The sequence below is a fragment of the Actinocatenispora sera genome, assembly GCF_018324685.1.
Classification (GTDB): Bacteria; Actinomycetota; Actinomycetes; order Mycobacteriales; family Micromonosporaceae; genus Actinocatenispora; species Actinocatenispora sera.
Genome location: NZ_AP023354.1, coordinates 3,000,890 through 3,023,271, shown reverse-complemented (window position 1 = coordinate 3,023,271; position 22,382 = coordinate 3,000,890). Strand labels below are relative to the sequence as shown.

Below are 22,382 nucleotides of genomic sequence, written 5' to 3'. Positions count from 1 at the left end.
CTTCCAGACGATCCTCGTGGCTTGCCAGTTCCGTGGCGAAGTCGGTCTGCATCGAGCAGAGGGCGACCGGCACGGCAGCGAGTTGAGGAACGATCGTTCTTGACTGATCGTTCCTCAACTGGCTACGATCCTGCCATGGGTCGACCGAGGGCATTCGACGAGGCACAGGTGGTCGCGGCCGCCGTGGCGCTGTTCGCGAGCCGGGCCTACGACGGGATCTCGGTGGACGATCTGGTGACCCATCTCGGCGTGCACCGCAACAGCCTGTACAAGACGTTCGGCAGCAAGCGCGGGCTCTACCTCGCAGCCCTGCGCTGGTACCTGGAGCACCAGGTACGGCCGCTGCTGCACCAGGTCGCCGCGAACCCCGACCCGACGCGGGCCCTGTACGACCGGTTCCTCGCCGACGACGCCACACCCGACCTCGACCTGCTGCTGATCGCGATGATCGAACGCGCACCGGTGGACGCCGAGGTCGCCGACGAGGTCACCTCGGTACTGCGCGAGTTCGACGACGCCACCGCGGCCGGGGTCGGCGGCGACGCCACCGCGCCACTGACCCGCGCCGCCAGCGCCGCGATCCTCGGCCTGCGCCTGCGCGCCCGCATCGGCGAGCACGCGGACGGCGCCGGACCAGCCCTGTTCGACCGTATCGACGCACGACCCTGAAGGAGACCAATGGCAACCGTCGAGATCGACGGCAACACGCTCGTCGTGGAGATCGAGGGACTCGACCGCCTCTGGGCACTGCGCAGCCGGCTGGAGATCCCGCTGGCCAACGTCCGCGGCGCCACCATCGACCCGGGCGTGAACAAGGAGCCGAAGGGCGTGCGTACCGCCGGCACCCACATGCCGGGCGTCATCACCGCGGGCAGCTTCCGCGTCGGCGGCGACCGGGTCTTCTGGGACGTCCGCGATCCCGCCAAGGCCATCGTCATCGAGCTGCGCGACGACCGGTACGCGCGGCTGATCATCCAGGTGCCCGACCCGCACGCCGCCGTCACCCTGATCGAACGCGCCATCATCCGCCGCCGGGCGAGCTGACCGCGACGGACTCCCCGCGGGCGCGTCGGCGGCCCCGTCCCGGTCGGCGCCGGGTGGTTCGAAACCGCCTCCAGCGCGGTGTTTGCACGGGGCCGCAACGGACGTGGTGTCCGTCTCGTGTCCCTCCTAGAATCACCACCGTTGGCCCGATCCCCCTCTCCGTCAACCGGTCCATGCCCCGCCCGCCGTCTCCACGGCCGGCGCGCCGAGCCGTGGCCAGCTCCGCGGAACCCGGGGCGACGGATCCGCCGGTGATGGAGGAACACGCGATGCAGGACGGGACTCCGACCGAGCCGAACCCCTGGAGTCGTCCGCCGGCCCCCGGCAACGAAGCAGCCACCGGCCAACCGCCCCGGTCGCCGAGCGCCGGCCTGCCCGCGAGCCCGCCGGCACAGCCGCCCGCGGTCCCCGGAATGCCGATGACCGCACCGGATCAGACGGGCCCAGCACCCGCGCTGCCGTACGGCTCGACGGAGCAGCCGGCCGCGGCGCCCTGGCCGGCGGCCGGCTCGCCCGATCAGCCGATCCCGGGGCCCGGGCCGGTCGCGGGCTCGCCGGAGGTGGGGCCCTGGCCGACGGCCGGCTCGCCCGGCCCGGTGGGTGCGGGGGCACCGCCCAGCCTGGGTGGCCTGCCGCCGTCGGCAGGCGGGGCCCCGTGGACCGGTCCCGATACGCCGACGGCCGGGGCGTGGCCGACGGCAGGTGCGGCACCGGTGCAGCCGCCGGCGCCGCCGCGGTACCACGACCGGTTGGCGGCTGCGGTGGGCAACGCGTCGCTGCTCGGCGTCGGGTACGTGCTGGTGCGCCGCCGCGGTCTGGCCGTCCTCGCCGACATGATCACCTTCGTCCTGCTCCTGCTGCTCGTCACCGCGTTCCGTTCGCTCTGGTTCGAGGTCGTCGTCGGCGTCTGGTGGCTCGCGCTGATCGCCCACGGCTGGCTGCTCGGCGGCGGTACCGCACCCCGTACCGGCGTGGCCCGGCAGCGGCTGATCGCGCTGTGCTTCGCCGTACCGGTGCTGCTCGTGCTGGGGTTGCTGCGGTTCGATGCACAGACCGTCGACGGCGCCTTGAGCGACGCGCGGGCCAGCGGTGACTGCACCGCCGCGCGCGCCGCGCTGGCCCGGATCGGCTTCGGTGACCGGGTCACCGACGCCCCGCTGACCGTCCGCGGCGATCGGACCCGCGAGGCGTGTCGGAAGGTCGACGCCGCCAGCGCGAGCCTGCGGCGGGCGCTGCGAACCGGCGACACCCATGGCCTGGCGAGCGGGTTCACCGGCCTGGCTAGCGTGCTGACCACGCTGCCCGGCCACGACCGAATGGTCGACCGGGCGCTGACCGGTTTCCTGCACGCGTTGCCGACCCGCGACGCCTGCAACACCGCCACCGTCACCGACTGGCTGCGCGCGCGCAAGCACGACCACACGCTGCTCGACCGCGCCGGCACGGTGGTACCCAAGGCCGCACCGGCGGCGCTGCTGGGGTGCGGCGATGCGCTGATGTCCGACGGGCACTGGAAGCAGGCGAAGAAGCGCTACCGGCAGCTGCTCACGCAGTACCCGAAGGACTCCCGCACCGCGAAGGCGAACGCCGGGGTTGCCAAGGCGGACAAGGCGATCCGGCTCGACCACGCCAACACGCTGCTCAACGCCAGCGGCGCGGACGGCTGGCCGGAGTACTGCCAGGCGCCGGAAAAGTACGTCGACGCGACCCACTACCGCAAGGGCACCAACCGCGGCATGTTCTTCGGCGGCGACGACTACACCAGCAAGCTGCCGTCGTCCTGGCAGACCGACGACACCACCAAGGCGGCGCTGATCGTGTGCGTCGGCACCGAGAAGCGCGGCAGCGCCACCCGCACCTGCCCCTACCAGAGCAACGAACATCCCGGCACGCCCCTCGACGTGACGTTCTACAAGATCGCGCTACCGGTGCAGGTGTACGAGCTGCGCACCGGCCGCAAGCTCGCCGACCGCACGATCCAGATCGGCGGCTCCAGCTGCCCGTCGGTGCTCAGCTACACCACCACCGCGCCCTACTACAACTCCGACCCGTCCACCAAGCAGTCGGTCGATCCGTCCAAGAGCGACATACGTTCCGCCTTCCGCTCCATCATCGTCCACTAAGGACAGACTTTCAGCGGTTTTCGTTGCTGTGCCGGACCGCTTCGGCGATCGCGCGAACCCGGTCGAGGCTGATGCCGGTACGCTGCTCGACGGCGAGCGGGTGGTCGGTGGGTTCGAGCTCGACGAACGGGCGCTCGCCGACCGGCCGGGTGTGCAGGTTGGTCTTCAGGTTGGTGGTGGCGGGCGAGTAGACCGGAAGCTCGGTGCTCAACCAGCCGAAGTACGGCGACTCCTGGTCGCGTCCGGGCGCCTCCCACACCTCGACGGCGCGCTGGTAGTTCTGCCGGCTGAGCGACACCCACACGCCCCACGAGAACACCTGGTCGCTGTCGATGACGGGTATCTCGATCAGGCCCTTGACGAAGTAGACCTGATCCTGGATGACGCACTGGTCGGACGAGAGCAGGCTGTCGGACCGACCGTCGAAGCGGGCGTCCCAGAGATCGGGCGCTTCGACGCTGTAGGCCATCGGCAGCTGCGCATGGTGGGCGCCGCAACAGGAGCAGGTGTAGCCCAGATCGCTGGTCATGACGGTGCAGCCTAATCAGCCCGGCGCGCAGTCCACGAGTCCTCGCGGCCCGTTTGGCCGGTGCAGCGGGGCTGGTGGGTGCGCCGGTGTTCTGCCGTCAGCGAAGGTTGCTGTCGCGGCGACGGTGGCGGGATACGGTGGGCGGCATGGAGATCGTCGAGCTGCGCGCCGACCTGCGGATGGTGGTCGACCCGCCCGGGCAGGCCTATCTGCTGCGTCATTCCGGCGGGGTGTTGCTGGTCGACGCCGGCCGGGTCGGCACCGGCGAGGCCATCGCGGCGGCGCTACGCGGCTGGGGCCTCGACCGCGACGCGGTCACCCAGCTGGTGCTGACGCACTGGCACGCCGACCATGCCGGCGCCGCCGCCGAGGTGGCCGGCTGGCCGAACGTCCGGGTGTTCGCGCACCGCGCCGACGCCCCGGTCATCCGGGGCGAGCGCGTCGGGGACGAGCCGGTGCTCACCGCGGCGGAGCGGGCGCTGCACGCGCAGGTGTCGCAGGGCCTGCCGGACCCGCCGCCGTCGCGGGTGGACCACGAACTCGACGACGCGGAGGTGTTGACCGAGCTGGGCGCGCAGGTGGTCGCGACACCCGGGCACACACCCGGCAGCATCGCGCTGCACCTGCCGGAGGCCCGCGTGCTGTTCACCGGTGACGTCGCCGCCGAGCACGACGGGGTGGTGCTGCTGGGCCCGTTCAACCGTGACCGGCAACAGGCCGCGCGATCGTTTCGCCGGCTCGGTGGGCTCGCCGCCGACGTGGTCTGCTTCGGCCACGGGCGCCCGCTGGTCGGCGCGGCAACCGAGGCGTTGCGGCGGGCAGCCGCCACGGACCCCGTGCCCGACCCGCTCGGCTGACCTGCGCTCCGGCCGGCCGTGTGCACACGGCCGGCGCCGCGATCACGGTGGCACGGCCGGCCGGCGTCCGGTGGTCAACACTCGAACACCGACCAGCAGATGTCGTTGCGGGCGCGTTGGTCGTCGAGTACCAGCTCGCGGATCGCCGCCGGGAGCTGCGCGCGCTGCCATCGGCACTCCTCGACGCCGGCGGCCCTGCTCTCATCGCCCGATCGGCCGGCCCGGGCGGCCTTGATCGCGTAGGCGGCCGCGCCGAGGTCGTGCGCGGCGACGTGCGCGACGCAGGCCGCCTGCCCGGCGGCGTACGCGGCGTGGCGTGCGGCGCCGCGCAGGTCACGGGCCGCGCCCATGGCATGCCCGCCGACCGCCCGAGCCCGCATCATCGCCAGCTCGCCGCGGGTCCAGGCGCGCGCAGCCTCGATCGCGTCTCGCGGCCGGCTGTCGTCCGGCCGGACCACCTCGAACAGTGGCAACACGTGCTCGGCGCACGAGGCTGCCCAGAGCGCCAGCAGCCGGTGGTCGGCATCGGTGAGGGTGCCGCCCCGGCGAACGGTCACCAGCCGCGGGTCACGAACCTTCGGCAGGATCATGCCATCGCCTCCGTCCCGTCGTGTTGCGGCAGCACCACCACCGACGCCGGCACGGGCGCCCGACGCAGCAACCGGTCCAGCGTGGCCATCAGGTGTGCAACGCGGCCGGAGCCGCCGGCCGGGGACGGGTAGCGTCGCAGCACATCGATCAGTACCGGCGTCGCCCGGCGCCGCGACCGTTCCAGGAACGCGTCGGCGATCGCAGGGTCGCCGCCGGCCTGCAGCTCGGCGATGTGCGCGGCGGTGGCGGCGGCCCGCAGGATGTGAGCGACCTGGCTGGCCCGGGCGAGGGGATGCAGGTACGCGGCCGATGCGGCGTCACCGGCCGCTCGTGCCGCCAGCCGCGCGATGTCGCCGGGCGCCGCCCGGGCGGCCCGATGGGCGGCGACGGATGCGACGCGCTGCCGCCTCGTCCGGCGGGCGCCGTGCACGAAGCACCAGGCCGCGTCGATCGCGGCACGGGGACGGGGATCGTCGGGTACCGCCCGTTCGAAGGCGGGCAGGACGTCGTGGGCAGCCGCGACGGCGTAGCGGGCCACGACGCGCAGCTCGTCCATGGACAGCGGGAAGTCTCCGGGCACGGAGTGCGGGTCGGACGCCATGCCCCTGAATCGTATCGTTGAACGATCGAGGAAGGCTTTGCCTTCGGCCGGCCGCTGGATCGAGCCGGAAACCCTCAAACCTCGCCCGAGGCTCCGGCCGCGCTTCTGGATTGCGGCGACCGCACCGTCAGCCCGTACCGCCGGCACGTGCCCCTCCGCCTACGGCCGGGGGATTCGGCGCCGGCCCGGCGTCGCAGGCGACGCCGGCGGTCAGCGTGCGGGCAGGGCGACGCGAACGGTGTCGAGGTGCGACTGGAAGGTGAGGTTGGCGGTCCAGCCGTCGACCTGCGGCGGGTCGGCCCCCAGCCAGACCGGTTCGTCGGCGGGGTAGGCGGCGAGCTGGTCGGCGACGCCGGCGCGGGAGACCACCACGCAGGCGTGCCGGTGCCGGGAGGCCAGTACGCACAGGCGGCCGGCTTCCAGGTGGAACGCCGAGGCGTCGCGCCGGCCGGACAGCGGATGCCAGGCGACGACCAGCTCGTACTGGCGGCCCTGCAACCGGTTCGCGGTGTCGACGGTGACGGTGCCGGGGGCGATGCCGCGCTCGGCCAGCGCCGCGGTCACGAACGCCCGCTGGTCGCGGTGGGTGACCCCGACCGCGAGCTGCGCCGGGCCGAGCGTGCCGGTACCAGACTCGTCCACTGTGGACACCTCGGTCCCGAGCAGCCGGGTCACCAGGGTCGCGATGGCGGCGACCGCGGCCGGATCGGTGCGCGGCAGGTACGCCTCGGGCAGTTCCAGCAGGCCCCAGCCGGTGGCGGCCGCCGTCGACAGCACGTCACCATAGGCGTCGGTGCCCGGTGCGGCGATCCGCAGCGAACGCTGCCCCGGCTCGGTACCGGCGCGAAACGGCCTGGTGTAGAAGGAATCCGACACCAACTCGGCGGCGCTCGGCGGCAGTCGCCACGACACCGGCAGCGGCACCACCGGGGTGTCCGGATGGTTGCGCAGGATCGTGCCGGCGGCGGTGTCCAGCGGCCACGTCGCGTACGAGCGGAGCACGTGCTCGTCGGCGATCGTGAACGGCGACAGCTGTCCCGGGTCGCCGACCAGCAGCAGCCGGTCGAACAGCTCGGCGACCCGCACCAGCGCCGCCGAGGACATCTGGTACGCCTCGTCGACGATGCCCAGCTCGAAGTGGTGGTCGGCCGCGTCGACGAACGCCCACTTCGCCGCCGTGGCCACCAGCACCGCGCAGCCGCCCAGATCCGCGACCTTCGTCGAGTACCCGACCGGGGTCTCGCTGGCGTCCGCGATCGGCGGTGTGTAGCCGCCGGCGTGCAGCCGGCCGACCCGGGCCGGCGCGACGGCGCCGGCGATCGCCGCGGCGAGATCGTCGGCCTGGTCGTTGGTCTGGGTGATGACCGGCACCTGCACGCCGGTGTCGACCAGCCGCGCGGTCAGCTGCCGCACCAGCGTCGACTTGCCGGCACCGGGCGGCGAGTCGACCACCACGGTGCGCGCGCCGCCCGTCAGGTACGACCAGGTGCGTTCGACCGCCGCGGCGTGCGCGGCGGCCGGCGATCCGGTCAACAGCCCGGTCACCGTCGTCCCTCCTCGCCACCGCTGTCGGCCTCGGGTCTGGTGCCCGGCTCGCCACCGCTGTCGGCCTCGGGTCTGGTGCCCGGCTCGCCACCGGTGCCGACCTCGGGGTCGGTGCCCGGATCGGGGCCGTCGTCGGGTTCGGTGGTGCGGTGGGTCCAGGGCAGGTCTTCCGGGAGGGTGTCGCCGAAGACCGGTTGCGGGCCGAACGGGGCCAGCACCACGTCGGCGCCGACCGCCGGCAACGCCGCGTCGGCCTGCTGCGGGGTGCGGCCCATCCCCTTGACCACGATGCAGTCGAGCGCGCCGTCGGCGCCGACCACACCGGTACGGACCTGGACGCCGGGCCGGTCGACCAGCCACAGCTCGGTACCGGCGGGGCGGTCGAAGGCGAGATGCGGCCGGATGCGCAGCAGCGGGCGCAACACCTTGCTGCCGCGAGCATTGAGTTCACGGCGTTCGTGGTCGCGGGCGACGACCTGGCCGGACAGCGCCTCACCGGACGCAACGTAGCCGGCCAGCACCAGCGGATCGTCGAGCGCCATCTGCCGCTCCAGCGCCGCGGTACGCGACTCCAGCTCGCCGAGGAACCGGAAGGCGCGGAGCTGGTCGAGCCGGGCGCTGAAGTGCGCCGTACCGGCGGCGACCCGGTCCAGGTGGCGGGTCCAGGCGCGGCGGTCGGACTCCCGGCGCGGTTCGGCGTGCGCGGCCGGTGGCAGCGCCGCGACCAGCTCCCGAACCCGCCAGGTGGCCCGCCAGGCCGGGTCGAGTGCCGCGTCGAGCAGGGCGGTCAGCGGCTCCGGGTCGCCGTCGGCGTGGTACCGCTCGATCGCCGGGGCCAGCCGGGTCGCGTCGAAGTGCGGGTCGGGCACCGGCCCGGCCGGCGGCAGCGCCTCGGCCGCCAGTGCCGCCACCACCGCGTCGACGCCAGGTGACCGAGCCGGCCCGCCCGAACCGGCCACAGCGGAGCCGCGGGCATCGACCGAGCCCGGTGCGGTGTCCTCGATATCGGGGCGGGCGTCCACCGGCGCGCCGGATACAGTGCCGTGCCGCGGGTCGACCCAGGCGAGCGCGGTGTGCAGGTTGGCGTCCTCGGCCGGGAGCTGGCCGGTGACCCAGTGCGTGGTCAGCAGGTCGCCGGCGGCGAGCACCAGCGCGGAGCCGGGCAGCACCCGGCGGGTGGCGAAGAAGCTCAGGTCGGCGCCGATGGCCGGCAGTACCGGGTCGACGGGGTGTTCGCCGTCGGCGCGCAGGTAGCGCAGCGAGCGGCCGAGGGTGTCGCACAGCCAGGCGGCGGTGGCCGCGTTCGGCACCAGCAGTTGCGGGGCGCGCCGGCAGACCTGCTCGGTGTCGGTCTGTACGCCGCGGCGATCGAGCACCGGCACGTCGTCGCGGTCGCTGAACCCGGTCAGGTGGTCCCGCAGATCGGCACCGAAGGTGGCCAGCGCCGCGAAGCGCAGGGTACGGTCGCGCGGCTCGGGCACCACCACGGTGCGCCACCGGCCGGGCGCGGTCCCGTACCGCAGGGCGAGCGGTGCGGCCGGCTCTCCCGCCAGGTGGTACCCGACGATCACCAGCGGCTCGCCGGCCAGGTAAGGGTGGCAGCGGGCGGCGGCCGGCACCGCACGCCGCTGTCGCCGGGCGAGCAGCCGCCGGTAGGTGGCGAGGTCACTCATCGGGCGGTGGCCAGTTCGAGCGCGCGAGCGGCGCGGGACAGCCCGTCGGCCAGGGCGGTCTCGGCGGCGCCGGTCGGGACGCGGCTGCCGTCGGCGAGCGCGAGTGCGGCGTCGACGGTGGGCACCGAGGCGCAGGCGTTGGTCACCGCAGTACCGAGTCGGCCGATGGCCTCGGCGTCTTCCTGCTCGCCGCGGCAGAAGGTGAACAGATCGCAGCGCAGGCAGCCGTCGCCGAACCGGTGCGGCAGCGCGGCGACCGCGGCGGCGGTGCGCTGCGGGGCGTCGCCGGTGGCCGGGTCGGGCAGCGCGGGTGTGCCGGCGAGCAGCGCGGCGAGCCGGGTGCCGTCGCCGGCGGTACGCACCAGGGCGGTGAGCCGGGCCAGCTGCGGCGCGACGTCGAGCGGCGCGGCGACCGGCTGCAGCGACGCGTTCTCCGGCAGTACCAGCAGGGCGCGGCGGGACACCTCGGTGCGGGCGCGCAACGCCAGCACGGCCGCGGCGATCTCGCGGGCGGCGGCGGCCACCTGGGTGGGGTCGGCGACGCCGTCCTGGCGCGGGAAGGTACGGATGGCGACCACGTGCCGCGGTAGCGTGCCGGTGACCAGCAGCGCCTCCAGGGTAAGCCACTGTTCGCGGTCACCGAGCCGCAGCGGCAGGACCGGGTCGCGCAGCAGGGTCAGGGAACGCTCGGGTAGCTCGGCGAGCAGCCGGTCGGTGGCCGCGGCCCGCTCGGCCGCGTCGGCGCCGGGCACCTGATGGCTGCGGCCGGTGTCGATCGGCAGGCCGAGCCCGTCACGGACCAGTGGCAGCAGCGCCGCCAGGCCGTCGTCGGTGCACACGGCGTCGAACCGGCGCCGGCGCGCGTGCACGAACGGGCTCAGCCGGGGCGGCGGGCAGCCGAGCAGCCCGGCGACCTCCGGCAGCGGCAGTTCGGCGGCATCCAGCACCTCGCGCCGGGCGCAGCCGGGCACCTCCAGCAGCCCGGCCACCCGCCGCGCGGTCAGCTCGGCCCGCCCGAACCCGCCGCGCCACGCCGCCAGTACCCGTCCGCTCCCATCCATAGCCGCCGACGCTACCGCCTGCCTGCGACAGAGCCGCGGTGGTGGCCGCGCCCGCGCCGAGGCGTACCGCCGGATCCGCGTGGGTGGCCGAGGCGTGCCGGCCGCCGCGGCATCCCCTGCGCCGGTACCGGTGGTTCGCGGCACCGGGCGCCGGCACGGTCAGGGCGTCGGCGCCGGCTGGGCGGTGACGAGGTCGACACGCCCGGTTTCGACGTCGTAGACGATGCCGCTGACGCGGAAGGCGGTGGCGATCTCCGGTACCGCTCGCAACGCCGCGACGTCGGCGTCGACCGCGGCGCGCGGGTCGGCGACGTGCTTGTCCGGCAGTGCCGCCGGGTCGACGTGGAAGTAGTCGGCGAGCTGCTCGGGCGGATCCTGCAGGCGGGTGATGCCGCAGTCGGTGTGCTGCATGACGATCAGGTCGGCGACCGGGGCATGCTCGGCGAGCAGGGTACGGGTCAGCCGGGCGAGCAGCGCGATCTCGGCGATCGCGTCGGGGGTGGCGCGGCCGCCGACGTTGCGGATGACGGCGAGCTCTCCGGTGTCGACGCCGAGCACGTGCGCGGGGTCGACCCGCGGGTCGACGCAGCCCAGCAGCACGGAGCGCAGGGTGGGCAGCATCCACAGTCCGGGCCTGAAGCCGGTACGGGAGAACTGCTCGTTGCGTTGGGTGAGTGTGTCGACGACGGTCATGGTGTCCCCCGTTGGTTGGCGATCAGCCCGAAAGTCTGACTAACGAGTTCGTTAGTCAGATCATCAGACCATGCTAGGCTGACTAACGCAAGCGTCAGTCAGGGGAGCCGGATGGATTTCGAGGGCGAGCTTCGTGACCGCACCCGGTGGCGCATCGGTGGCCTCTGCTCGATGACGCGGGTGCTGGAGGTGCTCAGCACCCGGACCGCCTTCCAGGTGCTGCGCGAGCTGTTCTTCGGCACCGTGCGCTTCGACGACTTCGTCGACCGCACCGAGAGTTCGGCCCCGGCGGTGTCCCGGGCGCTCAAGCAGTTCGAAGCAGCCGGAATCGTGGTTCGCTCCCCCTACCGCGAGCAGGGCAAACGCACCCGCGACCAGTACCGGTTGACCGAGGCCGGGGAGGAGCTGCTGCCGGTGTTCCTGTCGCTGGTGCAGTGGGGCGACCGGCACCTGCAGGATGCCGGCGCGCCGATCAGGTTCGTCGACGCCAGTACCGGCCGGCCCGTCGACGTGCGTGTCTGTGCCGGCGAGCAACCCGCGACCACACCGCCGACCGACATCGAGATCCGCCGCGGCGCCACCCCCTGACCCGACCCGGCCACACCGAGCCGGGCAGGCTCGGTGCCGCCGTGGCCGAGGGTGACGACGGAGGGCTCGCCGGGGTCAGGCGAACAGGTCGCTGAGCAGGTCGGGGTCCAGGACGATCGGGGCGGGGCGGTAGGTCGGCGGCTGGGCGCCCATCAGTTCGCGGACCAGGAAGTCCCAGCAGCGGGTGCGCACGTAGGCGAGGCAGTCGATGAACATGTGCTCGGCGCCCGGCACGATGAGCATCTCGAAGTCCTTGCCGGCGGCGACCAGCCGGTCGGCCAGCCGCATCGTGTGGTCCGGATGGACCCGGTCGTCCATCTCGCCGTGCACCAGCAGCAGCTTGCCCACCAACCGATCCACAATGTCCACATTGGACGAGCGGGCCCAGGCGTCGGGGTTGCCGGCGCCGTCGTAGGCCTCCACGAAGTCGAGGCTGAAGAACCGGGGCTCGTGCGGTCCGGACAGCGCCGCACCGACCCGGTAGACCTCCGGGTGGTCCAGCATCGCCCGGACGGTGGCGTACCCGCCGCCGGAGTGGCCGAGCATGCCGACCCGGTCCAGGTCCAGCCACGGCCTGGTCTCGGCGAGCTGGCGCAACGCGGCGACGTGGTCGTCGATCGACCCGGCGTCGCCCAGCCGGCCGTACGAGGCGTCGTGGAACGCCTTGTCACGTCCCGGGGTGCCGCGCCCGTCGACCGCGAGCACGGCGAAGCCGAGCGCGGCGAGCGGTTCGGCGTCCAGGCCCATCCCACCCTGGTCGAAGCACGGATCGACCCGGTTGACCTGCGGTCCCGGGTAGATGGTGTCGACCACCGGGTACCGGGCGGCCGGATCGAAGCCGTGCGGGCGGTACAGCACGCCGTAGATGTCGGTGACCCCGTCGGCGGCCTTGACGCGGAACCGCTCCGGCGGCGTCCAGCCCAGCGCCGCGAGCTTGCCGGTGTCGGCGCGTTCCAACTCGACCAGGACCCGGCCGGTCCAGTCCCGTACGGTCGTCACCGGGGCGGTGTCCACTGTGGATGCGGAGTCGACGAACCAGGCGTGGTCGGCCGGCATCGTGACGACGTGGTCGTACTCGTCGTCGGTGACCAGCGCGAAACCGGAGCCGTCCAGGCCGACCCGGCACACGCTGCGCCGGTACGGGTCGGCCTCGACCAGGCCGGCCGCGGTGAAGTACACCACCCGCGCGGCCTCGTCGACGTGCAGGATCTGCCGGACCGCCCACTGCCCGCGGGTGACCTGGTTGAGCAGCGCACCGGTGTGCGCGTCGTAGCGGTACAGGTGGCCCCAGCCGTCGCGCTGGGAGTACCAGAGGACCTCGTCGGCGAGCACCCGCACGATGGGCGGCTCGTACATCCACTGGTTGGGCTCGACCCGGGTGTCGCCGGTTTCGGTGAGCACGGTGCCGACCTCGCCGGTGGCCGGGTCGAGCCGGTGCAGCGACAGGGTGTGCCGGTCGCGGGTCTGGCTCAGGTACCAGACCGCGGATCCGTCGTCGGACCACCAGGCAGACTTTCCCATCACCGGCGAGACCGTCGGGGCGAACAGCGGGTCGGCCTGGGCGCGGACCACGGTGCCGGCGGCGACGTCGAGGACCACCAGTTCGGCGCGCGGAGCGGCGTCGTCGCCGGCATAGGCGTACCGCTGGGTGTGCAGTGCCGGCGCGCCGCCGTCGGCGGGCCGCGACTCGATCAGCGCGGTCTGCCGCACGTCACGCTCGTCGGTGCGGTGGGTGAGGACCTTCGTCGAGTCGGGCGACCAGGCGACGGCCGGCGGCAGGTACGGGATGCCGAACTTGCGCAGCAGGGTGCCGTTGCCCAGGCTCTCCGGGCTGGTGCCGTACTGGTATTGCGGTTCGCCGTCGGTGGTCAGCGGCCACTCGCGGTCGCCGGCCACCGCCCACAGGTTCGGCCCGCGCTGCGACACCGCGACGCTGCCGTCCGGGGACGGTACGTCCAGCGGGTTGGCCGGCGGGGTGAACTCGGCGGGCTCGCAACGGTAGTCGTCGAGCCCGCAGCGCCAGTAGCCGCCGAAGGCGAGGAGCTCGACGGCGTCGGCGCGCAGCACGATCGTGGTGAACGGCAGCGCTTCGGCGTCGACCGGCTGGCCGGCGGCCGCGGCCAGGGCGGCGGCGAGCCGGGCGTGGTCGAACAGCGGCTCGCGGGTGCCGGCCGCCGGATCGACCAGAACGAACCGGGTCCCGGTACCGGTGGCCACCTTGTACCAGAAACGTCCGGTGCCCTCGATCCATTGTGGACGGATCTGGTTGCCGACGACCAGTTCGCCGGGGCTCACCGGCCGGCGCAGCAGCTTCTCGGCGGCCTGGTAGTTCGCGTCGGTGCTCATCGAAAGGTCCTCTCACCTTGGTACAGAAGGGATCCGTGCCGTTGCCCCGGTGTGGGGCGACGGCCCGGCGGGTCAGCGGCTGCGGGCGGTGATGTTGCCGTACGAGGTGGTCGCGTGGATGGTCAGCGCGATGTCGCCGTCGTTGCGCAGCGCCTCGTGGATCCGGCCGTAGCGGGTGCCGCCCCGGAACTCAGCGGACACGCCCGCCGCGGCACCCACGGACACGTCGCCGGCTTCGGTGCGCAGCGTCAGCGTGCCGCGCGTCGCCTCGTCGATGCGGATGTCGCCCTTACTGGTACTGATCCGGGCGGCACCGGTGAGGCGGCCGACGGTCACGTCGCCGGCGAGGGTGGTCAGCTGCGCGCTGGCCGCTTCGTCGATCCTGATCGGGCCGTGCTTGCTGTCGTAGCTGATGTCGCCGAGCCGGCCCACGCCGCGAAACTCGGCGCTGGCGGTCTTCGCCTCGACCCGGGAACCGGTGGGCAGCTGCACGGTGACCTCGATGGCGCCGGAGGGGCCGAGGTACTGGTTCCTGGTCGGCGCCTGGATGCGCAGGATGCCCTCGGTGTAGTCGATCGTGGTCTCCTCGGCGAGCGCGCGGTCGCGCTTGCGGCCGGCGTCGGCGGGCCGGATCTCGACGGTGGCGTCGGCACGGTCAGCGGCGATGAACTGGATCCGTCCGGCCGGGACGTCCAGCACGGTGGTGATCGGGGCGGTGGTGGCGAACGTCTGCATCGTGTGCTCCCGCGGATAGCTGCGATCCTTGTTTCCAACATCAGAAACGCTACGTTGCCTTTCCAGTGCGAGCAATAGCGTTGTTGCATTGTGCTGACATATACGCAGCTCAACACCGAGTTTTCGTTGCAACAGGACAGTGATTCAATGCAACAACAGGCGCCTCCGGTGTTGCAATGAATGGAAAGTGAACGCTAAGCTCGCGGCGACGCAGGACACGAGGAGGCCGTGGTGCCCGGAGGCAGGCTCACCCAGCAGGAACGCCAACAGATCGCGCTGGGCCTCGGTGACGGCCTCGCCTACGCCGAGATCGCCCGCCGGCTCGACCGGCCCACCTCGACGATCACCCGCGAGGTCCTGCGCAACGGCGGGCCCACCGGCTACCGGGCCGATCTCGCCCACCGCGCGACGGAACGCCGCGCGCACCGGCGCCGCCCGGCCGCCCCCCGCGGTACCCAGCCGGCCGACGGAGCCGACACCGACGCGACCCAGGAGTACCGGGAGAACTTCACCACGCTGCTGATGCAGCAGGGCCTGCCGAAGATGACCGCGCGGGTGTTGACCTGCCTGTTCACCAGCGACACGGGCAGCATGACCGCCGCCGAGCTGGCCCGGTACCTGCAGATCAGCCCGGCGTCGGTGTCCAAGGCGGTGGCGTTCCTGGAAGGCCAGGGGCTGGTCGGCCGGGAACGCGACGAGCACCGCCGGGAACGCTACGTGGTCGACAACGACGTCTGGTACCGGTCGATGATCGCCAGCGCCCGCGGGCATGCCCGGTTCGCCGAGGCCGCCCGGCAGGGCGTCGAGGTGTTCGACGGCCCGGCGGCGATCCGGCTGCAGAACATCGCCCGGTTCATGGACTTCATCGGCGAGAGCATCACGCGCGCGGCCAACCAGGCCCGCGAGGTGCTCAGCACCGAGGCCCGCGAGGTGCTCAGCACCGAGGCCCGCGAGGTGCTCAACACCGAGGCCCCCGACCACCACGACTGACAGCGCCGCCGAACGTCGGTCCGGCCGGGTGACGCCGTACCGGGCCGGGGTGACGCCCTGCCGGGCCGGAGTCGGCCGCTACCCTGCGAGGGGTGGATTATGCGTCGATGCCGATGCGGCTGACGACCCACCGGTTCGCCGGCTACTGCGGGCTGGTCGCGGGGCACGCCAGCGCGGACGAGCCGGAGATCGCCTACGAACTGCTGCGCGCCGACCACGGCAACGGGTACGCGACCGAAGCCGCCCGCGCCACGGTCGACGCCGCGGCCGGCACCGGACGCCGCCAGCTCTGGGCGACGGTACGGTCCTGGAACGAGCAGTCGTTCCGGGTGCTGGACAAGATCGGCTTCACCCGCACCGAGCGGATCAGCACCGACGACTTCGGTGCGACGATCTGGTGCACCATCGGGCTTCGGACCAGCTGACCGCGACCCGAGTGGCTGGCAGTCCGCAGATGCGCGAGAGGTGAGGTGTGCGGCGTGGCGCTTCCGGCCGACGGCCATGTGCACAGCGAGTGGTCCTGGGACGCGCCGCTGGGTTCGATGGAGCGCTCCTGCGCGCAGGCGGTGGAGTACGGGCTGCCCGCGATCGCGTTCACTGAACACCTGGACCACACCACGTGGCCGGTCGCCGTCGACGGTCCATACGTCCAGGACCACCTCACCGCGCTGGCGGGGCCGGACGGGCTACTGACGCCGCCGCCGTTCGATCCGGCGGGGTACCTCGCGGCGATCGAGACCTGCCGCGAACGCTTCCCGGGGCTGCGCATCCTCAGCGGCCTGGAGCTGGGCGAGCCGCACTGGTACACCGCGGAGTGTGCGGCGATCCTGCGCGCCGGCCGGTTCGACCGGGTGCTCGGTTCCCTGCACTGCCTGCCGGACGGCGCCGGCTACGCCGAACCGTGGGGCATCTACCCGCGTCGGCCGGCGGCCGATGTCGTCCGGGCGTACCTGGCCGAGATCGTCCGGCTGGTGGCCGGCAGCGACGAGTTCGCGGTGCTGGCGCACGTCGACTACCCGATCCGGTCCTGGCCGTCCGGCCGGTTCGATCCGCGCGCCTTTGAGGACGAGTTCCGCACCGCGCTGCGGGCCACCGCCGGGTCCGGCCGGGCGCTGGAGATCAACACCCGGCTGCCGCTGGACCCGACGATTCTGACCTGGTGGTACCAGGAGGGCGGCGACGCGGTGAGCTTCGGCAGCGACGCGCATCTGCCCACCGCCGTCGCGCACGGGTTCCGGCAGGCGGCCGCGATGGCCGAGGCGCACGGCTTCCGCCCGGGCGACGACCCGTACGATCTCTGGCCCCGGTCCGACTGAACGCGTGGCGGGTGCGCGGTCTGCCGTCACCCGACGAGCTGGAGGCGGTGCGCGGTGTTGTTGAGTCGCACGGCGCCGGTGTCGGTCACGGCGACGATGTCCTCGATCCGGACGCCGAACCGTCCCGGCAGGTAGACGCCGGGTTCGAGCGAGAAGCACATCCCGGGCGTCAGCGCCTGCTTCTCCCCCGCGACGATGTACGGCGGTTCGTGCGTGGTCAAACCGATCCCGTGGCCGGTCCGGTGGATGAAGTGTTCGCCGTGGCCGGCCGCGGTGATGATGTCGCGTGCGACCGCGTCGACGTCCTGGCACGAGACGCCCGGGGCGACGGCCTCGAAGGCCGCCTGCTGGGCGGTCCGGACCAGTTCGTGTACCTCGCGGACCTGCGCTGCGGGTTCGCCGACGTGCACCGTGCGGGTGGTGTCGGAGCCGTACCCGTCGCGCAGGCCGCCGAAGTCCAGCACCACGGTGTCGCCGGCCTCGATGATCCGGTCGCCGGAGTGGTGGTGCGGATTCGCCGAGTGCGGGCCGGACGCGACGATGGTGAAGTCGACCTGTTCGTGCCCGTGCTCGCGCAGCAACGCGTCGAGGGCGGCGGCCACGTCGCGCTCCCGGCTGCCGGCGAACGCGGTCTCGACGATCCGTTCGTAGACGGCGTCGGCGGCGGCCCCGGCGGCCGCCAGGCGCGAGCGTTCCGCGGCGTCCTTGACCGCCCGCAGCATCGGCAGCGCGTCGGTCATCGCGGTGTAGCCGGCTCCCGGGATCGTGGCCTGCAGCGCCAGCAGGTGCAGCGCCCAGGCGGCGTCGGAAACGGCGTAGCGGCCGGCCCGGCCGAGCAGCGCCGCGACGATCTGGTACGGGTCGGTCTCGTCACGCCAGCCCCGGTAGCGGGGTGCGGCGCCGACGCGTTCGGCATCGGGGCGCTCCAGCGTGGGTACCACCAGGGTCGGTTCGATGTCCGGGGTCAGCAGCAGTGCGGTGAACCGCTCGCTGGCCGTCGTCGGCGTGTAGCCGGTCAGGTACGCGAGGTCCGGCCCGGGCGTCGCGATCAGGCCGGCGAAGCCGGCGTCGAGCGCCGCGGCCAGGGCCCGGTCCCGGCGCGGCCCGTAGGGATCCGCCACGTCGTCGTGTTCGTTCGCCGTGTTCTCGCCTGCCTCGGCCATCAGCACACCCTCCTCTGGTACTCGAACGGCTCGGTCGCGGTCGGAGCCACCGACCGGCTGGGCCGCCGGGCATCTCCCCGCGGCGGCTGTACCGCGCGCGCGGTCCAGTCCGGCGCGAGGATCGCCCAGACCTGCTTGTCGTACCGGGTGCCCGCGTAGGGCCAGAACTCCCGGCGCACCCCCTCCAGCGTCATGCCGAGGCGACGGGCGACCGCGGCGCTGCGCTCGTTGTCGGCACGGCAGCGCCACTCGGCGCGGTGCAGCCCCCGGGTGCCCAGCGCCCAGTCGAGCAGCACGGCGCAGGCGGGGGTGACCAGGCCGCGCCCCTCGGCACCCGGCTCCAGCCAGCAGCCGATCTCGCAGCAGCCCAGAGCGGCGTCGAACGCGGTGAACATCACGCCACCGACGAGGGTGGCGTCGAGCCAGATGCCGAACAGGCGGGCGCCGTCGGCGGCCTGCCGCTCGGCGTAGCCGCGCAGCGTGCCGCGGGCGCCGTCGAGGTCGTCGGTGACGAACCCGGGGCCGACCCACGGTCGGATGTGTTCCCGGGCCCGGTCCAGGTGGGCGGCGAACTCCTCGGCATGCCACGGCTCCAGCGGCCGGAGGCTGGCGCCGTCTCGCAGCGTGCGCTCGAACATGCTGACTCCGATTCACATAACAGTTGTTACGATGAAGATAGCAGCACGTCGGCGCGGCACAGAAAGGGCAGCGGATGATCACCTGCCACCTGCGGTACGAGATCGACCCGGCCCGGGTCGACGCCTTCGAGGAGTACGTCACCGGATGGGTCCCGATCGTGACCCGCAACGGAGGTGTCCACCACGGCTGCTACCTGCCGCACGAGGGGGCCAACGACATCGGGTACGCGCTGTTCTCCTTCCCGAGCCTGGCCGACTACGAGCGCTACCGGGAGCGCATCCGCCGCGACGAGGACGCCCGGCTCCTGTGGAAGCTGGCTACACGCACCGAATGCATCCGGCGGTTCGACCGGACGTTCCTGCGCCCGGCGTCACCCCGAACGGAGCAGTCGTGATCACGACCCACCACACGCGGCCCGGCAACGACCCGGGGCACGGTGGCAACGCCACTCGATCCGGCCCAGCAGAGCCGAACCCGCCGGTCTCCACCACTCGTCAGCACCTGCCGTCCGGTGACGCCGGCACGGCGAGCGCGGTGCGGGAATGCGCCGTGCGCGCCCGTACCGCGGCCGCCGCGCTGGCCGTGCTCCCGCGCGCGGCGAAGGACCGTACGCTGCGGGCGATGGCCGCGGCGCTGCTGTCGCGCAGCGCCGAGATCCTCGCCGCGAACGAGCTCGACGTGTCCGCCGCGCGCGCCGCCGGCACCGCCGCGGCGATGCTGGACCGGTTGACGCTGAACGCCCGCCGGATCGAGGGGATGGCGGACGGGCTGTGCACGGTCGCCGGACTGCCCGACCCGGTCGGCGAGGTCGTCCGCGGCTCCACCCTGGCGAACGGGCTGGAGCTGCGCCAGCTCCGGGTCCCCTTCGGGGTGGTCGGCATCGTCTACGAGGGCCGTCCGAACGTCACCGTCGATGCCGCCGGGCTCACCCTCAAGTCAGGCAATGCCGTACTGCTGCGTGGCTCCGCGTCGGCCCGGTGCTCCAACGAGACGATCGTGGCGGTACTGCGGGACGCGCTCGACGCCACCGGCCTGCCCACCGACGCGGTGCAGCTGGTGCCCGGCGGCACGCACGACGCGGTCCGGGCGCTGATGCGGGCGCGCGGCCTGGTCGACGTGCTGATCCCGCGCGGTGGCGCGGCCCTCATCCGTACCGTCGTCGAGGAGTCCACGGTCCCGGTCATCGAGACCGGGGTCGGCAACTGTCACGTGTTCGTCGACGCCGACGCTGACCTCGACGACGCGCTCGGCATCGTTCTCAACGGCAAGACCGGCCGGCCGTCGGTGTGTTGTTCGACCGAGACCGTGCTGGTGCACGAGGCGGTCTCGGCTCGGTTCCACCGGATGCTGCTGCCGGCCCTCGCCGCGGCTGGCGTCACCGTACACGGCGACGCATCGGTTGCGGCACAAGGAAAGCGGGTCGGCGTCGAGGTGGTGCCCGCCACCGACGACGACTGGTCGCGCGAGTACCTGTCGCTGGATCTCGCCGTGGCCGACGTGCCGAGCCTGGACGCCGCGGTCGAGCACATCCGGCGCTTCTCCTCCGGCCACTCGGAGGCGATCGTGACCCGCTCGCAGTCGGCGGCCCGCGACTTCGTGGCCCGCGTCGACGCCGCCGTGGTACTGGTCAACGCGTCCACCTGGTTCGTCGACGGCGGCGAGTTCGGCTTCGGTGCCGAGATCGGCATCTCCACCCAGAAGCTGCACGCCCGCGGGCCGATGGGGCTGCCCGAGCTGACCAGCACCAAGTACGTGGCCACCGGGGACGGCCACCTCCGCTGAGCCGGAACATCGTCACGGCCAGCTGGCCGCCGTGCCAGGCCCGTTCGACTGCCCGCTCGGCGCGGCGTCGAGGTCCCGCTCGGGTCTGTTCCGCAAGCCCCCGGCCGAGCAAGGCCGCGGGACTTGCGAACAGACCCTAGGTCGTCGAGGTGGGCTTCGGGCTCGTCCTCGCCGGCCGATAGTGCTTGTGCTGGCAGCTGTCGGCCTGCCGGTACGCCCGGTCCAGCGCCGCGTTGCGGGTGCGCAGCGTCGGCAGGTCGGTGCCCGCCGGCGCGACCGTGATCGCGCCGGCAAGGTCGCCGGGAACATCGAGCAGCACGTTGTGGGAAACGGAGCTGTCCTTCGCCGTCGTCTCCAGCTTCTTGATCGCGGAGACCGCGTCCTGCACGGCCGCGATGTAGGCGGCGACCAGCCGGTCGCCGCCCTCGACGGTCCCCTTGTCCATCTTCTGGAAGGTCGTCAGGCTCTGCTGGAGATCCCGGCGCGCCCCGGCGACGAGACGGACGATCTCCGTGCGGGTCGGTTGGCGCGGAACCATGCTGTACGCGAGGACCCGGACGGCGCCCTGCTTCGCCTGCAGGTCGTCGTCAGCGGCACACACCGCATCCACCCACGTGATCATGGCCCGGGTGGGGGTCGCCCGACCGGACGCGGCGGAACGCTCGGGACTCTCCCGGTCCGCGGAGCAACCGGCAGCACCCGTGCCGGCGGCGGCGAGCAGCAGGGCCGGCACCACCAGAAGCGTTCGTCGCATCGGCCTCACCCGTCCGAATCGGCCTTATGGGGCACGCGTGTCGTCCAGCATAGGTACCAGACGCGCGATGCCGTAGCCCCCGTGGTCTCGGAGCGAGGCCGCGGCCGGATCCGACAGCCGCGCATCGCCGGTACCGCACCGGGTCCGGCGTCAGCGTGGCATCGGCGAAAGGCTACGCAGGTAGCCGTCCACGAGCGCGACCTGGCGCCGGGCCGGAAACGCGGCCGGCTCGAACAGCGACTGGACGACCAGCCCGAGCACGAACGCCTGCGCGCCGGCGGCGATGTCGGCCGGGTCGCCGGCGGCGAGGTCGCCGCGCCGCTGCCCGGCAGCGACCAGGTCGCGCAGCCGGTCGCGACTGCGGGCGTACCGGCGGGCGTGGTCGCGACTGAGCCCGGCGTCGGCGAGCGCGGGATCCCAGGAGGAGACCCAGATCCGGTTGCTCGTCGCCGCCTCGGCGGTCAGCGGCAGAACCCCGAGCAGCGCGACGCGTAGCGCCGCCGACTCGTCCGGTGCCGTCTCGCGGGGCCGGTCGAGGGTCCGCTGTTCGAGCAGGTCGAGCGCGTACGCCACGAGGTCGCGCTTGGTGGCGAAGTAGTGGGTCAGCAGGCCGGTGGTGGCGCCCAGCTCGGCGGCGACCGCGCGCAGGGTCAGGCCACCGAACCCGTGCGCGTCGAGAACCCGCCAGACCGCCTCGGACACCTCGCGGCGCCGGGCGTCGTGGTCCCCCTTGGTCCGTGCCATCGTCCGCAGCCTAGCCGTGCGCTGGCTCGGACGAGGCGACGACCGGCACCGGTCTCAGGCCGGCTGCCAGTCCGCGCAGGAGGTGACCTCGACGCCGCGGCTGGGGAACACGGTGTCCATGAAGAAGTCGTGTACGGCCGGGTCGCCGTCGCCGCAGCCGTCGCGCAGGACGGTCAGCCGGTAGTCGCGGTCGGCCGCGTCGTAACAGGTGGCGGCCACCATGGCGCTGGTGGCGACGCCGGCGATCGCGAGCGTGTCGATGCCCCGCGCGCGCAGCACCAGATCGAGGTCGGTACCGGCGAACGCGCTGGCCCGGCGCTTGAGGATCACGACGTCGTCGGCGGTGACCGGCAGGGCGATCTCGGGTCCGTCCGACTGTTCGTGAAAGGCGTCCCCGGCGTCGAAGAAGGACCGGAACAGCGGGTTGTTCGGCGGCAGATCGGCACCGTTGGACCGGAAGCCGAAGTGGACGAACACGATCAGCGCGCCGGCCGCCCGGGCGCGGGGCAGCAGGTCGGTGAGCGGCGGTACGACCCGCGCGGCGAACGGGTAGCTGCCGGTGATGCCCCGCTGGACATCACCGACGATCAGTGCGGTGCCCATGTCGT

24 protein-coding genes are annotated in these 22,382 nt (G+C 73.2%); 10 read left to right on the top strand and 14 right to left on the bottom strand.

Translation table 11 applies throughout. From position 1 onward, the window contains the following. Positions 1-135 precede the first annotated feature (135 nt). The 3 genes from Asera_RS14490 (at position 136) to Asera_RS14480 (ending at position 3,167) form a co-directional block, all read left to right on the top strand. Positions 136-669: a TetR/AcrR family transcriptional regulator gene (locus tag Asera_RS14490; RefSeq protein WP_030448507.1), complete on the top strand. Its 534-nt coding sequence runs from the start codon at positions 136-138 to the stop codon at positions 667-669. Positions 670-678: 9 nt separating this feature from the next. Further along, complete coding sequence (locus Asera_RS14485) at positions 679-1,044, top strand: hypothetical protein (protein ID WP_030448508.1); 366 nt, start codon at positions 679-681, stop codon at positions 1,042-1,044. A 749-nt stretch (positions 1,045-1,793) separates the two neighbouring features. Then, on the top strand, positions 1,794-3,167 hold the full coding sequence (locus Asera_RS14480) for a tol-pal system YbgF family protein (protein ID WP_157035070.1): 1,374 nt from the start codon (positions 1,794-1,796) through the stop codon (positions 3,165-3,167). Between the two features lie 10 nt (positions 3,168-3,177). On the opposite strand, the gene Asera_RS14475 is transcribed toward Asera_RS14480, so the two are convergent. Further along, on the bottom strand, positions 3,178-3,696 hold the full coding sequence (locus tag Asera_RS14475) for a DUF2199 domain-containing protein (RefSeq protein WP_084132426.1): 519 nt from the start codon (positions 3,694-3,696) through the stop codon (positions 3,178-3,180). 146 nt (positions 3,697-3,842) lie between these two features. Here Asera_RS14475 and Asera_RS14470 point away from each other — a divergent pair, with 146 nt between their 5' ends. Beyond that, positions 3,843-4,553, top strand: coding sequence for an MBL fold metallo-hydrolase (locus Asera_RS14470; RefSeq protein ID WP_030448511.1), 711 nt, complete (start codon positions 3,843-3,845; stop codon positions 4,551-4,553). Positions 4,554-4,627: 74 nt separating this feature from the next. Here the strand turns inward: Asera_RS14470 and Asera_RS14465 are convergent, their stop codons facing one another. The 6 genes from Asera_RS14465 to Asera_RS14440 all read right to left on the bottom strand — a co-directional run bounded on the left by Asera_RS14465 (position 4,628) and on the right by Asera_RS14440 (position 10,717). Beyond that, positions 4,628-5,143, bottom strand: a complete 516-nt coding sequence (locus Asera_RS14465) for a putative immunity protein (RefSeq protein WP_030448512.1) — start codon at positions 5,141-5,143, stop codon at positions 4,628-4,630. Continuing rightward, entirely contained in the window at positions 5,140-5,745 is a 606-nt protein-coding gene (locus Asera_RS14460; RefSeq protein WP_211255728.1) for a putative immunity protein, read from the bottom strand. Before Asera_RS14460 ends, Asera_RS14465 begins: the two co-directional genes overlap by 4 nt. 210 nt (positions 5,746-5,955) lie before the next feature. Continuing rightward, the gene (locus Asera_RS14455) at positions 5,956-7,290 is read right to left on the bottom strand and encodes an AAA family ATPase (protein WP_030448514.1); all 1,335 of its coding nucleotides are present in this window, start codon (positions 7,288-7,290) and stop codon (positions 5,956-5,958) included. Further along, a complete protein-coding gene (locus tag Asera_RS14450; protein WP_035297994.1) occupies positions 7,287-8,963 on the bottom strand; it encodes a serine/threonine-protein kinase in 1,677 nt (558 codons plus the stop codon). Before Asera_RS14450 ends, Asera_RS14455 begins: the two co-directional genes overlap by 4 nt. After that, positions 8,960-10,024 (bottom strand): hypothetical protein, encoded by a 1,065-nt coding sequence (locus tag Asera_RS14445; protein ID WP_051802754.1) that lies wholly within the window; start codon positions 10,022-10,024, stop codon positions 8,960-8,962. Before Asera_RS14445 ends, Asera_RS14450 begins: the two co-directional genes overlap by 4 nt. Positions 10,025-10,183: 159 nt before the next feature. Next, the gene (locus Asera_RS14440) at positions 10,184-10,717 is read right to left on the bottom strand and encodes a carbonic anhydrase (protein WP_030448517.1); all 534 of its coding nucleotides are present in this window, start codon (positions 10,715-10,717) and stop codon (positions 10,184-10,186) included. A 111-nt stretch (positions 10,718-10,828) separates the two neighbouring features. On the opposite strand from Asera_RS14440, the gene Asera_RS14435 reads away from it, so the two are divergent. Beyond that, a complete protein-coding gene (locus Asera_RS14435; protein WP_030448518.1) occupies positions 10,829-11,305 on the top strand; it encodes a winged helix-turn-helix transcriptional regulator in 477 nt (158 codons plus the stop codon). 75 nt (positions 11,306-11,380) lie between these two features. Here Asera_RS14435 and Asera_RS14430 read toward each other — a convergent pair whose 3' ends face one another. Together Asera_RS14430 and Asera_RS14425 are read right to left on the bottom strand one after the other, a co-directional pair. Next, positions 11,381-13,651 carry a S9 family peptidase gene (locus Asera_RS14430; protein ID WP_030448519.1) on the bottom strand — a complete coding sequence of 757 codons (2,271 nt, stop codon included), beginning with the start codon at positions 13,649-13,651 and terminating at the stop codon, positions 11,381-11,383. Between the two features lie 72 nt (positions 13,652-13,723). Further along, positions 13,724-14,386 carry a DUF4097 family beta strand repeat-containing protein gene (locus tag Asera_RS14425; RefSeq protein ID WP_030448520.1) on the bottom strand — a complete coding sequence of 221 codons (663 nt, stop codon included), beginning with the start codon at positions 14,384-14,386 and terminating at the stop codon, positions 13,724-13,726. Positions 14,387-14,617: 231 nt separating this feature from the next. Between Asera_RS14425 and Asera_RS14420 the strand changes: the two genes are divergently transcribed. From Asera_RS14420 to Asera_RS14410, 3 genes are all read left to right on the top strand, one after another. After that, positions 14,618-15,376 carry a helix-turn-helix domain-containing protein gene (locus Asera_RS14420; protein ID WP_051802764.1) on the top strand — a complete coding sequence of 253 codons (759 nt, stop codon included), beginning with the start codon at positions 14,618-14,620 and terminating at the stop codon, positions 15,374-15,376. A gap of 92 nt (positions 15,377-15,468) precedes the next feature. Continuing rightward, positions 15,469-15,801: a GNAT family N-acetyltransferase gene (locus Asera_RS14415; protein WP_211255729.1), complete on the top strand. Its 333-nt coding sequence runs from the start codon at positions 15,469-15,471 to the stop codon at positions 15,799-15,801. A 54-nt stretch (positions 15,802-15,855) separates the two neighbouring features. After that, positions 15,856-16,692, top strand: coding sequence for a PHP domain-containing protein (locus Asera_RS14410; RefSeq protein WP_030448523.1), 837 nt, complete (start codon positions 15,856-15,858; stop codon positions 16,690-16,692). 26 nt (positions 16,693-16,718) lie between these two features. On the opposite strand, the gene Asera_RS14405 is transcribed toward Asera_RS14410, so the two are convergent. Beyond that, positions 16,719-17,855 (bottom strand): aminopeptidase P family protein, encoded by a 1,137-nt coding sequence (locus Asera_RS14405; protein WP_051802765.1) that lies wholly within the window; start codon positions 17,853-17,855, stop codon positions 16,719-16,721. Then, on the bottom strand, positions 17,855-18,493 hold the full coding sequence (locus Asera_RS14400; protein ID WP_084132430.1) for a GNAT family N-acetyltransferase: 639 nt from the start codon (positions 18,491-18,493) through the stop codon (positions 17,855-17,857). Before Asera_RS14400 ends, Asera_RS14405 begins: the two co-directional genes overlap by 1 nt. 74 nt (positions 18,494-18,567) lie before the next feature. On the opposite strand from Asera_RS14400, the gene Asera_RS14395 reads away from it, so the two are divergent. Beyond that, positions 18,568-18,888, top strand: coding sequence for an NIPSNAP family protein (locus Asera_RS14395; RefSeq protein WP_030448526.1), 321 nt, complete (start codon positions 18,568-18,570; stop codon positions 18,886-18,888). Further along, the gene (locus tag Asera_RS14390; protein ID WP_280529728.1) at positions 18,885-20,276 is read left to right on the top strand and encodes a glutamate-5-semialdehyde dehydrogenase; all 1,392 of its coding nucleotides are present in this window, start codon (positions 18,885-18,887) and stop codon (positions 20,274-20,276) included. The genes Asera_RS14395 and Asera_RS14390 overlap by 4 nt, the downstream gene beginning before the upstream one ends. A 136-nt stretch (positions 20,277-20,412) precedes the next feature. On the opposite strand, the gene Asera_RS14385 is transcribed toward Asera_RS14390, so the two are convergent. The 3 genes from Asera_RS14385 to Asera_RS14375 all read right to left on the bottom strand — a co-directional run bounded on the left by Asera_RS14385 (position 20,413) and on the right by Asera_RS14375 (position 22,377). After that, positions 20,413-21,030: a hypothetical protein gene (locus tag Asera_RS14385; protein WP_157035071.1), complete on the bottom strand. Its 618-nt coding sequence runs from the start codon at positions 21,028-21,030 to the stop codon at positions 20,413-20,415. 150 nt (positions 21,031-21,180) lie between these two features. Further along, positions 21,181-21,774 (bottom strand): TetR/AcrR family transcriptional regulator, encoded by a 594-nt coding sequence (locus Asera_RS14380; RefSeq protein WP_030448529.1) that lies wholly within the window; start codon positions 21,772-21,774, stop codon positions 21,181-21,183. Between the two features lie 54 nt (positions 21,775-21,828). Beyond that, complete coding sequence (locus Asera_RS14375) at positions 21,829-22,377, bottom strand: cysteine hydrolase family protein (RefSeq protein ID WP_030448530.1); 549 nt, start codon at positions 22,375-22,377, stop codon at positions 21,829-21,831. Between the last annotated feature and the right edge of the window lie 5 nt (positions 22,378-22,382).